Raw genomic sequence first — 12,377 nt, 5'->3', positions numbered from 1 at the left:
GGAGGCGGCATGTCGATTGCGATTGACGGGATACTCGAGACCTCGCTCTATGCCGACGATCTCGACGCCGCCGATGCCTTTTATGCCGACGTGCTCGGCCTGGAGCGGCTGACCCGTGTTGACAGCCGGCATGTCTTCTTCCGTTGCGGATCCGGCATGCTGTTGATTTTCAACCCCGCCGAGACGCAAAAGCCGCCGGCGTCCGATGCCATTGCCGTGCCAGCCCATGGCGCCCGCGGTCCGGGACATGCCTGCTTTCGCGTCGCCGGCCCGGCGCTGGACGGTGTCCGGCAGCGGCTCGCCGAGGCGGGCGTGACAATCGAATCCGAAGTTCACTGGCCGAACGGTACGCGCTCCTTCTATTTTCGCGATCCTGCCGGCAACAGTCTGGAATGTGCCGAACCCGCCCTCTGGGGCCTGGAGTAGTTCATGCGAAAGCTCGAGACCAAGACCATCGTCGTTGCCAGCCACAATGCCGGCAAGATCGCCGAAATCGCCGACCTGATCGGCCCCTTCGGCTTTTCCGCCAAGTCGGCGGCGGAACTGCAATTCGACGTGCCGGACGAAACCGGCACGACCTTCGAGGAGAATGCGAAGATCAAGGCGCTGGCCTCTGCGACGGCATCGGGACTTCCGGCACTATCCGACGATTCCGGCCTCGTCGTCGATGCGCTCGACGGCGCCCCGGGCGTCTACACCGCCGACTGGGCCGAGCTTCCCGACGGCAGCCGCGACTTTGCCATGGCCATGCAGAAGGTCGAGACGGCACTGGCCGACAAGGGAGCCGACAAGCCCGACCAGCGCACCGCCCGCTTCGTCAGCGTGCTTTGCCTGGCCTGGCCCGATGGCCATACCGAACTCTTCCGCGGCGAGGTCGAGGGCCATGTCGCATGGCCGCCGCGCGGCAGCAGCGGCTTTGGCTATGACCCGGTGTTCCAGCCTGAGGGTTACGACACCACCTTCGGCGAAATGAGTGCCGAGCAAAAGCACGGCTGGAAACCGGGCGACGCACAGGCGTTGTCGCACCGTGCGCGGGCCTTCAAGCTCTTCGTCGAAACCTGCCTGGACGCCTGACCCGCCGTGCTGATCAAGCCCAACGCCAACATCCTGCCTGATACCGGCGAACCGGGCTTCGGCATCTATCTGCACTGGCCGTTCTGTGCGGCCAAATGCCCCTATTGCGACTTCAACAGCCATGTCCGCCACCAGCCGGTAGATCAGCAGCGCTTCGCCGAGGCCTTCATCAAGGAAATCGCCTATATGCGCGAGCTGTCCGGCCCGAAGACCGTGACCAGCATCTTCGTCGGCGGCGGCACGCCCTCGCTGATGGATCCGGCAACGATCGAGACCGTGCTCGATGGTGTCGCGCGCAGCTGGCATGTGCCCGATGGCATCGAGATCACCATGGAGGCCAATCCGTCGTCGGTCGAGGCGGACCGCTTTCGCGGCTACCGCTCGGCCGGCGTCAACCGCGTGTCGATGGGCGTGCAGGCGCTGAACGACAAGGATCTGCGCTTTCTGGGCCGGCTGCACAATGTCGAGGAAGCGCTGAAGGCGATCGGCCTTGCGCGCGACATCTTCCCGCGCATGTCCTTCGATCTGATCTATGCCCGGCCGGACCAGACGATCGAAGCCTGGGAAGCCGAACTGAAGCAGGCGATCTCCTATGCCGTCGACCACCTCTCGCTCTACCAGCTGACGATCGAGGAAGGCACCGCTTTCTACGGCCTCTACAAGGCCGGCAAGCTGCAGACGCTGGACGAGGAGCGCGCCGCCGATCTCTACGAGGCGACGCAGGAGATCACCGCAGCCCAGGGCATGCCGGCCTACGAGGTGTCCAACCACGCCCGCCCCGGCGCCGAGAGCCGGCACAATCTCACCTATTGGCGCTACGGCGACTATGCCGGCATCGGCCCCGGCGCCCATGGCCGCCTGCGCCACGGCGCGGCCAAGCGCGCCACCGCCACCGAGCGCAATCCGGAAGCCTGGCTGCAGCGGGTCGAGGCGGAGCGCAATGGCATGGTCGAGAACGAACTCCTGGGACCGGAGGAACAGGCCGACGAACTGCTGCTGATGGGACTGCGGCTGCGCGAGGGCGTCGATCTTGCCCGCTGGCAACACCTCTCCCGCCGCGATCCCGATCCCGACCGCGAACAGGCCCTGCTCGACCTCGGCTTCATCGAACGCCTGGGCAATTCGAGACTGCGCTGCACCCCGAAGGGCATGCTGGTCCTCGACAGCGTGGTCGCCGATCTGGCGTTTTGAGGTCGGCCATCGCGATTCTGGACGCGGCAATGGCCGGCTCGTCGTCCCGCCATACTCCCCTCTGGCCTGCCGGCCATCTCCCCCTCAAGAGGGGATCAGCTGGTATTGATCGCCCATTCCGAAATTTAGCCGTCCCATTGCCGTGCAGTGCTGGTGCAGAATTCTCATCAAACCGCGCCTGAGTGTGGGACTGGACTGGGCGATCTTCGAGAGCGGCAAGAACAAGCCATCCACATTCCCGAGATTTCGAACCTGTTCCGAACGCCAAGCCCCGATGAAATCCGAGCGACCGCCGCGAGCAGATCTCCTCCCCCTTGAGGATAGGCAATCGCATAGGCGAAAGGTCCCCTCCCAACCCTCGCCACAAGGGAAGGACTTAACCCGGTCGCACCGTCGGCGATTGAAAACGAGCGGCCCCCACGAGTCGATCTCCCCCCTTGAGGGGGAGATGGCCGGCAGGCCAGAGGGGGGTTAGGCGGCAAGCCAAATGGCTAGCTGGTGATGACAAAGCAAGGCGCAGAGCAAACCCTCTCTACCCCGCGCCGATCACGCCACCAGTGACGCCGCGATCGCCTTCACCGCATCCCGCGCATCCACCGGCGACAGCCGCACCTGCAGCCCGCGCTGGCCGCCGTTGATGTAGACCAGAGCCTCGTCGAGCGCCGCGATCTCGATCGCCGTCGGCACCTGCTTCTTCTGGCCGAACGGGCTGATGCCGCCGACCACATAGCCGGTCGTCTTCTCCGCTTCCGCCGGCTTCATCATCGCCGCATGCTTGCCACCGAAGGCGGCGGCCAGCTTCTTCATGCTGACCTCCCGGTCGGAGGGCACGATGACGCAGACCGGCTTGCCGTCGAGCACCGCCATCAGCGTCTTCAGCACGCGGCGCGGCGCTTCGCCGATCGCCTCTGCCGCCTGCAGGCCGATGCGGTCGGCATTCGGATCATAGTCATAGGTCGCCGTTTCGAAGGCGACGCCCGACCTTTCGAGAAACTGCGTCGCCCGCGTCGTCCTTGCCATGGCTCAGGCCTTTAGCTCGGCGGCATAGATCTCCGGCTTGAAGCCGACGACCAGCACGCCCTCGCCTTCCAGCATCGGGCGCTTGATCATCGACGGCTGCTCCAGCATCAGCGCGATCGCCTTGTCCTGATCGAGGCCGGACTTCGCCGCCTCGTCGAGCTTGCGGAACGTGGTGCCGGCGCGGTTCAGCACCGTGTCCCACCCCTTGGCCGCGCACCAGCGCTCCAGGCTCTGGCGATCGATGCCGCTCACCTTGTAGTCGTGAAAGACGTAGGCGATGCCATGATCGTCGAGCCAGGTCCTCGCCCTCTTCATCGTGTCGGAGGTCTTGATGCCATGGATGGTCAGCATGATCGGATCGTTTTCCTTTGCTCTCTTCGCGCGAAGATCTAGCACAGCCTCCTGGCGAGACAAGGTCAGCAGCCGGCCACCGCGGCCTTTGGTGCGCAGGCTCTCCTCTTGCCCTTACCCCTTTGCCTCACACCCATTGCCCTGCGTCGGATTTGCCGTCATCTTCGCGACCACATGCCGGTTGGAGGACCGGTCGCAACGGGAGGAGACGACATGCATCCTATGCACCGGACCAGGTTCGGGGCTGCAGCCCCATGACAATGCGCAATGCGGCGGAGACCAGCTTTCACTACATCGTCATCGGCGCCGGCACGGCCGGTTGCGTTCTGGCAAACCGGCTGTCGGCCGACCCCAACACCCGGGTTCTGCTCTTGGAGGCCGGCGGCAACGACAATTATCACTGGATCCATATTCCCGTCGGCTATCTCTACTGCATCAACAATCCGCGCACCGACTGGTGCTTCACCACCGAGAAGGAGCCCGGTCTCAACGGCCGCGCGCTCAACTATCCGCGCGGCAAGGTGCTGGGCGGCTGCTCCTCGATCAACGGCATGATCTATATGCGCGGCCAGGCGCGGGACTATGACCAGTGGCGCCAAATGGGCTGCACCGGCTGGGGCTGGGACGAGGTGCTGCCGGCCTTCCGCCGGTCGGAGGATTTCTATCGCGGCACCGACGAACACCACGGCAGCGGCGGCGAATGGCGGGTGGAAACCGCCCGCGTCCGCTGGGCGGTGCTCGATGCCTTCCAGCAGGCAGCGGAAGAGGCGGGCATTCCGAAGACCGCTGATTTCAATCGCGGCGACAACGAGGGGTCCGGCTATTTCGACGTCAACCAGCGATCCGGCTTGCGCTGGAGCGCGGTGCGCGCCTTCCTTCGCCCGGCGATGAAGCGGGCGAACCTCACCGTGCTGACGAAGGCGCAGGTCGAACGCCTGACCGTCGAGGACGGTACGGTGACCGGTGTCGAGGTTCGCCATGACAGCGTGACGAAACGCTTCACGGCGACGGTCGAGACCGTGCTGTCGGCCGGCGCGATCGGCTCGCCGCATATCCTTGAACTCTCCGGTATCGGCCGCGGCTCCGCGCTGCAGGCGGCCGGCGTACCGGTCCGGCATGAAATGGCAAATGTCGGCGAGAACCTGCAGGACCATCTGCAGCTACGTCTCGCCTTCAAGGTGACCGGCGTCCCGACGCTGAACGAGAAGGCCTCGCGTCTGCTCGGAAAGGCGGCGATCGGACTCGAATACGCGCTGAGGCGCTCCGGCCCGATGGCGATGGCGCCGAGCCAGCTCGGCATCTTCACCCGCTCCGGCCCGGAAAAGGAGACGGCCGACCTGCAGTTTCACGTCCAGCCGGTGTCGCTGGAGAAATTCGGCGATCCGGTCCATCCCTTCCCGGCGATCACCGCGAGCGTGTGCAATCTGCGGCCGGAAAGCCGCGGCTGCGTGCATCTGAAATCCCCCGATTTTTCCGCCCAGCCGGCGATCTCGCCGCATTATCTGTCGGCGCCGGCGGACCGCGACGTGTCGGTCAAGGCGATCCGCATCGCCCGCCGCATCGCCGCCCAGCCCTCCTTCGCCCGCTTTCACCCGGAGGAGTTCAAGCCCGGCCCCGGCTATCAGACCGATGCCGACCTGGAACGGGCCGCCGGCGAGATCGGCACGACGATCTTCCACCCCGTCGGCACCTGCCGCATGGGCGCCGACGAGCAGAGCGTCGTCGATCCCCGGCTGCGGCTGCGCGGTCTCAAAGGGCTGCGGATCGCCGACGCCTCGATCATGCCGACGATTACCTCCGGCAACACCAATTCGCCGACCGTGATGATTGCCGAAAAAGCGTCAGCGATGATGCTGGAAGATAACAGGTAAGCGGGAGTCGGCTGGCCGGATCGGCTGGAATTATCGAGCCAAACTGTCGTGGTTTATGCCTCGGGACACCCCCCTCTGCCCTGCCGGGCATCTCCCCCTCAAGGGGGGAGATCAGCCAGCCGTGCAAGCGCGCTCCAGATTGGCCCGCGTACCATGACATGCAACGGGCTTCAGTCGCTTTCAGCATTCTGACAGCCGGAGAGATGCGGTCGCGCGCCACGAGTGATCTCCCCCCTTGAGGGGGAGATGCCCGGCAGGGCAGAGGGGGGTGCACCGGGCACCTCGTGTATCGGATCGCAAGACGCAATACCCGAAGTCATCGACAAATCCCGCCCTTCAATTTGCCGGCAAACGGCACTAAGTCTGAAGCCTACCGATCACCACAGCAGGATGCCTCATGACCCTTCCCGATTTTTCCGCTTCCATCGATCCCGTAAAGCTCGACAAGCTGGCGGCGGTGGCCGTCAAGGTCGGCCTCGGGCTGCAGCAGGGCCAGGATCTGGTCATCACCGCGCCGCTGGCTTCCCTGCCGCTGGTGCGGGCGATCACCAAACATGCCTACAAGGCCGGCGCCGGGATCGTCTCGACCTTTTATTCCGATGAAGAGACCACTCTTGCCCGCTACGAATACGCCTCCGACCAGAGCTTCGACAAGGCGGCCGCCTGGCTCTACGAGGGCATGGCGAAAGCCTATGAGAACGGCGCGGCGCGGCTCGCGATCGCCGGCGACAATCCGATGATGCTGGCAGCGCAGGATCCTGCCAAGGTCGCTCGGGCCAACAAGGCCAATTCCATGGCCTACAAGCCGGCGCTCGAAAAGATCGCCAATTTCGACATCAACTGGAACATCGTCTCCTATCCGAACCCGGCCTGGGCGGCGCAGGTGTTTCCCGACCTGCCGCTCGACGAGGCGGTCAGGAAGCTGGCAGAGGCGATCTTTGCCGCCTCGCGCGTCGACCTGGACGACCCGGTCGCGGCTTGGGGCCAGCATAACGGCGAGTTGAAAAAGCGCTCGACCTGGCTGAACGGCGAGCGCTTTTCCGCCCTCCACTTCACCGGTCCCGGCACAGACCTGACTGTCGGCCTGGCGGATGGCCACGAATGGCATGGTGGCGCCTCCACCGCCAAGAACGGCGTGACCTGCAACCCGAACATTCCGACCGAGGAGGTGTTTACCACGCCGCACGCGCTGAAGGTCGAGGGCACGGTGTCGTCGACCAAGCCGCTGTCGCATCAGGGCACGCTGATCGACGACATCCAGGTCCGTTTCGAAGCGGGCCGGATCGTCGAGGCCCATGCCTCGAAGGGCGAGGAAGTGCTGTTGAAGGTGCTCGATACCGATGAGGGCGCGCGGCGTCTTGGCGAAGTGGCGCTGGTGCCGCATTCCTCGCCGATCTCGGCATCGGGCGTGCTGTTCTACAACACCCTGTTCGACGAGAACGCCTCCTGCCATATCGCGCTCGGGCAGTGCTATTCGAAGTGCTTCCTGGACGGCGCGACGCTGACCCAGGACCAGATCACCGCCCAGGGCGGCAATGCCTCGCTGATCCATATCGACTGGATGATCGGCTCCGACAAGGTCGATATCGACGGTGTGCGGGTTGACGGATCGACCGTGCCGGTGATGCGCAAGGGCGAATGGACCTGACGCCGCCTCGCTGACGCAAAAGGGCCCCGGTCAGGCCGGGGCTCTGCAAGGCTGAGCGCTGCGCAGCAAAGTCAGCGATAATAGATGATCTTGCCGCCATTGGCGGCGGTCTGCACTTCGATCACGTTCTGCAGCTCGATATGGCGGGCAGCGAGCGCATCCATCACACGGGGATCGGCAGACGCCTCCGCCTGCTCGCGACGCTTGCTGGCGGGCGTGGCAACCGTCACCGACAGCGGCAGCATGCCGGCAAGGGTGCGGCGGTTCGGACCGAGGACATGGATCGCCGTGACGCCGTCATTGTAGATCTTGCCGAAGACGACCTGCGAGGCGACCGATTGATCCGCCTTGGCGGGAAGGCAGGCAACAGTCAGGGTGGCAACGACGGCAGTGGCGGCAACAGCGAATATTTTCAGCATGGAAGGTCTCCTTGAAACGTAATGAGGGAACGCGCGAGCCACGGCCGCCGGTTCCATCGTTCACCGCCATTTGATCGCCCTTGATGTCAGGAGGATGGCGAAGATGGCATGGCCGCGAGATTGCGGCGCGGGACCCATCCGCAGGCGCCGTCGGCGTTGCGGCACCAGACCCAGCCATGCAGCGCTTCCAGCCCGTCCAGCACCATGCCCGGACGGCAACCCAGTTCCTGCGCGTTGAAGGCCCGGCTTGCCCTGAAACTGCCGGCACTATCGACCAGAACGGCGTCGGGTATCCAGCCCTCCTTGCCGGATGGACCGCGCGCCCAGAGCCAGCGATGGCCGTCCCACAAATCTTCGCGGCCGGTCAGCGAGACGCGGTCGCCGATCGCAAGCGCAATCGGGTCGGGATAGCTGACGTCCCATGTCTCGATCACCCTGTAGCGACGGGGAGCCTGCTCGACCATGCCGCTTTGCCCTAGAACAGGTCGCCCTGCACCGGTGCGGGGGGCGCAGGCGCCTGCTTTCCGGGCTTTGCCGTCTTCGGACGCGGCTTTGCGGATGCAGACCGGGTTTGCGAAGCGCTGCCATCGGCAGGCGGTGGTGGCGCGACGCCCTCGCCGGTCACGGCGCTGACACGGCCATCGGCAAATTCGATCGCCACCCGCTGGCCATGGTCCAGCATCGCCCCGCGCGAGACCGGCATGTCGGCCTCGTCGCGGATCACCGCATAGCCGCGCTTCAGCACGTTCTTGTAGGACAGCGACTGCAGCATGCGCTCATGGGCGCTGAGGCCGGAGCGCAGGCGCCTGAGATCGTTGACAACGGCGCTGTCGGCACGCCGGCCGAAGGTCTCCAGCCGGTCGCGGGCGCGGCCGGTCTGGGCTGTCAGCCGCCCCGGCACGGCCGACAGGGTCGCATCGAAGCGGTCGAGCCTTGCCCGCTGTCGGTCGATCAGCCGCTCGACGATCCGCTCGGCAAGCGTCGCCCGCTCGCTGACCCGGTTCCTCCAGTCGGAAAGCCGCCGCGCCAGGATGTCGGGCGACAGACGCGAGGCCGCGCGTTCGAACGCGCCGCGCTTGCTGACCGTGTTGAATTCCAGGCTGCGGCCAAGCCCGCCTGCAGCCTCGTCGAAACGACGCCTCGGCAGCGCCAGCAACTGGTCGAGCGACGGCAGCGCGCGGGCAAGGGCGCGCACATTCTGCCGGCGCAGCTCCATCTGGCGCGACGAGGCACCGGCAAGCCGGGCCGACAGGTTGGCGAGCTGCGCTTCCAGTTCGGCCCGCACCGGCACCGCCATTTCGGCGGCTCCGGTCGGCGTCGGGGCGCGCATGTCGGCCGCCAGATCGATCAGCGTCCAGTCGGTCTCGTGGCCGACGGCGGAGATCAGCGGTATCGCGCTTTCGGCCGCCGCACGCACGACGCTCTCGTCGTTGAAGCTCCAGAGGTCCTCCAGACTGCCGCCGCCGCGCGCGACGATCAGCACGTCGGGCCTTCCAATCGCGCCACCCGGCTGCATCGCATTGAAGCCGTGGATCGCGCGCGCGACTTCCTCGCCGGAGCCTTCGCCCTGAACCTTCACCGGCCAGACGATGACATGGACGGGAAAGCGATCGGTAATCCGGTGAAGAATGTCGCGGATGACGGCGCCGGTCGGCGAGGTCACCACGCCGATCACGTTCGGCATGAAGGGCAGCGGCCGCTTGCGCCCCGGATCAAACAGGCCTTCCGCGCCGAGCTTCCGCTTGCGCTCCTCGATCAGCGCCATCAGCGCGCCGGCACCGGCCGGCTCCATCGTCTCGATGACGATCTGATATTTCGAGGATCCCGGGAAGGTGGTGATGCGGCCGGTGGCGATGACTTCCATCCCCTCTTCCGGGCGATGCTTCAGCTTGGAAAAGCTGCCGCGCCAGATCACCGCGTCGATCCGCGCCTTGTCGTCCTTCAGCGAAAAATAGGCGTGGCCCGAGGAATGCGGACCGCGATAGCCGGAAATCTCGCCGCGCACCCGCACGTGATCGAAGGCGTTCTCGACCGTCCGCTTGATCGAACCGGACAGCTCGGAGACGGAAAACTCTGTGACGTTGGATCGCGAATCATCGCTGAAGAAATCGGCCATGCCTCATTCCTAGCGCAAATCGCCGTCAAGTTCAGCCGCAAGCAATCGCCGGTCCCCAGCAGAGAGCCACAGCCCTTCGCTGATCGTCGGCCTGTTCATAATTGGCGACTTCGTTTTCCGCATGCGTTTCGACAGGCGGATAATGGCAGCGTTTCGAACAACAGGAGCAATTGCCATGCATGATCGATTTTCCGGTTCCAACGCGTCCTTGAGCGGCCCGGCCTCTTTCGGCTTTGCCATCGTTCCGCAGGACGACGACACGCTGAGCGAGGCGACCCGCGGCCTCTATGTCGGCCAGGGCGGCGATCTCGCGGTCACCACCATTGCCGGGGCCGACATCACCTTCAAGGCAGTGCCGGCCGGCAGCATCCTGCCGGTCCGCGTGCAGAAGGTGTTCTCGACCGGAACGACCGCCGGCGACATTCTCGGTCTCGTCTGAAAAACCATCGTCGTGTTCCACTACGGGGCACGGCGATGAAACCTTTTATTAGCGCAGCCCTTATATCGTCAGCTATCGAAGCGCTCCGAAGCGGATATTCAGCACCATGATTTTTGTAACGGCAATGACGATCGGTATCGCAGCGAGCCTGATGCGCTCGGTGACGGCGATTGCTGTTGCCGCCTTCCTGATCGTCGCGACCTTTGCGCTCGCGGCCCTGATATCGCCGGCAATGCCGCCGATCCTCTCGCTCGTCCTGGCCATCGCCGGCTACAATGCCGGCCTGATCGAATGCGTCGCGCTCGGTCTGCTGCTGCTCCGTCGCCGGCAGAACGACGCCTCCTGATCCCCGCGGTCCGTCACGCAACGGCGCCCTCGGCGGCACAGGCCGACGATGACCGCTCAATTCTTGCCAAGCGCCACCCGGTAAAGCTGGAAGCCCGATTGAGGATCCTTCGGCAAAGGCACCAGATAAGGCGGCACATCGCCACGCTTCAACGCGGCGAACAGACCGTCCGGCTTGCTGTCGATCAGGAATTGCGTCTGGTAGTCCGAAGGGCAGAATGCGACGATGCCGATATCGGCGCCGCGCAGAAACGCCGGCGCCTCGCTCGGCGGGGCAAGCCCGATATGCAGTTCGGTCAGCATGCCGCCCTGATCGCGGTGATAGGGGCCGGCGATCACCCGGTGATGGGTAAAGCGCAGGATCTGCGCGCCGCTGTCGACCGGCGCTGCGACGGTTGCGGCCTTCAGGCCCGCCAGTTGCCGCATGGCGCTGCCCGAGCGGCAATCCTCGGAGGCGCTGACCGTATTGGCGAAGCTTTCGGTGACCTCGGCCGTGCCATTGGTCAACAGCATGCCGGCAAATCCCCACACACTGGACACCGCCATCAGCACACTGACCGCGAAAGCAAAGCTCTTGCTCGGGTTCTCCGGCTCGCGCCGCGAAATATCGCGCAGCTCGGCGATCAGGAAGGCCAGCGGCGGGATGGCCAGCATGTCGGAGAACACCGCACCGCGCACCTGGATCAAGGCCACACCCCAGGCAACCAGGATCATGGCGAACAATGTCCAGTGCTGGAAGGCCCGGTCGCCCTTCAGGGCACGGAACAGGCAGACCGACAGGCCGAAAAGCCCGACGGCATAGAAGCCGCCGAACTTGCCGGGATCGAGCTTCAGTTCCTCGAGCGCGGAATAGGCCTCGCTGACATGGCTCAGCCAGAATTTCACCAGCATCGGGTCGAGATCGGCAAGCGGTCCCTGCAGGCAATGCGGCGCAAGAATGAGGACCGCAGCGCCGGCAATCAGGCCATCGACCGCCAGCAGGCCGGCCCGCACGGCAAGGGATCGTCCGGAAAAGGCCAGCGCCGACACGGCCAGCAGCAGGCCACCGATCGAGGCGAGCCCGTAATAGGAGATCGACAGGTTGTCGCAGGTCCGGGCGCCGTAGAGATGCGGCGGCACGGTTGCAAAGAAGAACAGCGAAATGAACAGTGCCAGCGACAGGCCGTAGGCAGCCGCTGCCCGGCGATAGGCCTGCCCGACCAGAAGCCAGCTGATCGCGACGATCAAGCAGACGATGGCCACCAGCGGCGTCGTCTCCGCCCCGATGGCGATCGCCAGTGCGGCACAGAAACCGGCCACGGCAAGGCTGGAGGCGCGCATGCGCGCGTCGATCAGCATGGCCGCCATCCAGGCCACCAGCGTCAGCTGGACATTGTGGTGGTCCAGCGCGCCGGGTAGAAAACGGTTCGTGGTGACGAGGAAAAGCACGCCGAGCGCAAAGGCAACGTGCATGGCGACCGTGCCGCCCAGCCTGCGGGCGCCGAGCCCGAGCGCTGCCAGCAGCGGCAGGGTCAGCAACAGCGGCCAGGCCGCCGCCGCAAGCGCCTCGGCCCGTTCCGGTCCGGCAAATAGAGCGAAGAAGCGGATCAGGGATGCGATCGGCAGGTCGATCAGTCGCGACCAATGCATCAGCGTGCCATCGCCGAGCCCCAACCGGTATTGCATCAGGTCGAACCAGCCCTGTCCGCCGAGAAAATCGCGCACCTCGACCAGCCGCATGGTGTCGTCGTTGTCGCCACCGATATAATCGGTCGCAAACGGCAGGGTGGTCGCCAGGATGAGGATGACGGCAAGGGCGCAATAAAGCGCCAGCGAGACTGCGAAACGATCCCAAAGGCTGCCGCGATCCAGCCCTGCCCGGTTCGTCCCGGCCGTCGTGATGCCTGCCACACCCATGTCTGCG

At 65.3% G+C, this 12,377-nt stretch carries 13 protein-coding genes; 7 read left to right on the top strand and 6 right to left on the bottom strand.

The genetic code is table 11. From position 1 onward, the window contains the following. Window positions 1-9 precede the first annotated feature (9 nt). From J2Z17_RS13435 to hemW, 3 genes are read left to right on the top strand one after another with little or no spacing between them, the layout of a single operon-like run. Window positions 10-426, top strand: a complete 417-nt coding sequence (locus tag J2Z17_RS13435) for a VOC family protein (RefSeq protein ID WP_209945837.1) — start codon at window positions 10-12, stop codon at window positions 424-426. Between the two features lie 3 nt (window positions 427-429). Then, window positions 430-1,074 carry an RdgB/HAM1 family non-canonical purine NTP pyrophosphatase gene (gene rdgB, locus J2Z17_RS13430; RefSeq protein ID WP_209945835.1) on the top strand — a complete coding sequence of 215 codons (645 nt, stop codon included), beginning with the start codon at window positions 430-432 and terminating at the stop codon, window positions 1,072-1,074. A 6-nt stretch (window positions 1,075-1,080) separates the two neighbouring features. Continuing rightward, entirely contained in the window at window positions 1,081-2,265 is a 1,185-nt protein-coding gene (gene hemW / locus J2Z17_RS13425) for a radical SAM family heme chaperone HemW (RefSeq protein WP_209945833.1), read from the top strand. A 546-nt stretch (window positions 2,266-2,811) separates the two neighbouring features. Here hemW and ybaK read toward each other — a convergent pair. Further along, a complete protein-coding gene (ybaK, locus tag J2Z17_RS13420; RefSeq protein WP_209945831.1) occupies window positions 2,812-3,285 on the bottom strand; it encodes a Cys-tRNA(Pro) deacylase in 474 nt (157 codons plus the stop codon). Window positions 3,286-3,288: 3 nt separating this feature from the next. Next, on the bottom strand, window positions 3,289-3,639 hold the full coding sequence (locus J2Z17_RS13415; protein WP_209946319.1) for an ArsC family reductase: 351 nt from the start codon (window positions 3,637-3,639) through the stop codon (window positions 3,289-3,291). Between the two features lie 257 nt (window positions 3,640-3,896). Here J2Z17_RS13415 and J2Z17_RS13410 point away from each other — a divergent pair, with 257 nt between their 5' ends. Together J2Z17_RS13410 and J2Z17_RS13405 are read left to right on the top strand one after the other, a co-directional pair. Then, window positions 3,897-5,507 (top strand): GMC family oxidoreductase, encoded by a 1,611-nt coding sequence (locus J2Z17_RS13410; RefSeq protein WP_209946318.1) that lies wholly within the window; start codon window positions 3,897-3,899, stop codon window positions 5,505-5,507. Window positions 5,508-5,904: 397 nt separating this feature from the next. Then, entirely contained in the window at window positions 5,905-7,155 is a 1,251-nt protein-coding gene (locus tag J2Z17_RS13405; RefSeq protein ID WP_209945829.1) for an aminopeptidase, read from the top strand. 71 nt (window positions 7,156-7,226) lie between these two features. Here the strand turns inward: J2Z17_RS13405 and J2Z17_RS13400 are convergent, their stop codons facing one another. The 3 genes from J2Z17_RS13400 to xseA all read right to left on the bottom strand — a co-directional run bounded on the left by J2Z17_RS13400 (window position 7,227) and on the right by xseA (window position 9,690). Next, window positions 7,227-7,574, bottom strand: coding sequence for a hypothetical protein (locus J2Z17_RS13400; RefSeq protein ID WP_209945827.1), 348 nt, complete (start codon window positions 7,572-7,574; stop codon window positions 7,227-7,229). Window positions 7,575-7,660: 86 nt separating this feature from the next. Next, on the bottom strand, window positions 7,661-8,038 hold the full coding sequence (locus tag J2Z17_RS13395) for an SH3 domain-containing protein (protein WP_209945825.1): 378 nt from the start codon (window positions 8,036-8,038) through the stop codon (window positions 7,661-7,663). An 11-nt stretch (window positions 8,039-8,049) separates the two neighbouring features. Next, window positions 8,050-9,690 (bottom strand): exodeoxyribonuclease VII large subunit, encoded by a 1,641-nt coding sequence (xseA, locus tag J2Z17_RS13390; RefSeq protein WP_209945822.1) that lies wholly within the window; start codon window positions 9,688-9,690, stop codon window positions 8,050-8,052. 175 nt (window positions 9,691-9,865) lie between these two features. Between xseA and J2Z17_RS13385 the strand changes: the two genes are divergently transcribed. Both J2Z17_RS13385 and J2Z17_RS13380 read left to right on the top strand, forming a co-directional pair. Continuing rightward, window positions 9,866-10,129, top strand: a complete 264-nt coding sequence (locus J2Z17_RS13385) for a spike base protein, RCAP_Rcc01079 family (RefSeq protein ID WP_209945820.1) — start codon at window positions 9,866-9,868, stop codon at window positions 10,127-10,129. A 106-nt stretch (window positions 10,130-10,235) separates the two neighbouring features. Beyond that, complete coding sequence (locus J2Z17_RS13380) at window positions 10,236-10,475, top strand: hypothetical protein (protein WP_209945818.1); 240 nt, start codon at window positions 10,236-10,238, stop codon at window positions 10,473-10,475. Window positions 10,476-10,531: 56 nt separating this feature from the next. Here the strand turns inward: J2Z17_RS13380 and J2Z17_RS13375 are convergent, their stop codons facing one another. Then, window positions 10,532-12,370, bottom strand: a complete 1,839-nt coding sequence (locus J2Z17_RS13375; protein ID WP_209945816.1) for a hypothetical protein — start codon at window positions 12,368-12,370, stop codon at window positions 10,532-10,534. Window positions 12,371-12,377 lie beyond the last annotated feature (7 nt).

It is taken from the genome of Heterorhizobium halophytocola (assembly GCF_017873095.1).
Lineage (GTDB): Bacteria > Pseudomonadota > Alphaproteobacteria > Rhizobiales > Rhizobiaceae > Allorhizobium > Allorhizobium halophytocola.
Note: the sequence above shows the minus strand (reverse complement) of the source record. Positions and strands in the feature narration are given on the sequence as shown.

Coding starts and splice junctions, on each gene's coding strand:
- J2Z17_RS13435 (WP_209945837.1), top strand. CDS start 10: ATGTCGATTGCGATTGACGGGATACTCGAGACCTCGCTCTATGCCGAC.
- rdgB (WP_209945835.1), top strand. CDS start 430: ATGCGAAAGCTCGAGACCAAGACCATCGTCGTTGCCAGCCACAATGCC.
- ybaK (WP_209945831.1), bottom strand. CDS start 3,285: ATGGCAAGGACGACGCGGGCGACGCAGTTTCTCGAAAGGTCGGGCGTC.
- J2Z17_RS13410 (WP_209946318.1), top strand. CDS start 3,897: ATGCGCAATGCGGCGGAGACCAGCTTTCACTACATCGTCATCGGCGCC.
- J2Z17_RS13405 (WP_209945829.1), top strand. CDS start 5,905: ATGACCCTTCCCGATTTTTCCGCTTCCATCGATCCCGTAAAGCTCGAC.
- J2Z17_RS13400 (WP_209945827.1), bottom strand. CDS start 7,574: ATGCTGAAAATATTCGCTGTTGCCGCCACTGCCGTCGTTGCCACCCTG.
- J2Z17_RS13395 (WP_209945825.1), bottom strand. CDS start 8,038: ATGGTCGAGCAGGCTCCCCGTCGCTACAGGGTGATCGAGACATGGGAC.
- xseA (WP_209945822.1), bottom strand. CDS start 9,690: ATGGCCGATTTCTTCAGCGATGATTCGCGATCCAACGTCACAGAGTTT.
- J2Z17_RS13385 (WP_209945820.1), top strand. CDS start 9,866: ATGCATGATCGATTTTCCGGTTCCAACGCGTCCTTGAGCGGCCCGGCC.
- J2Z17_RS13380 (WP_209945818.1), top strand. CDS start 10,236: ATGATTTTTGTAACGGCAATGACGATCGGTATCGCAGCGAGCCTGATG.
- J2Z17_RS13375 (WP_209945816.1), bottom strand. CDS start 12,370: ATGGGTGTGGCAGGCATCACGACGGCCGGGACGAACCGGGCAGGGCTG.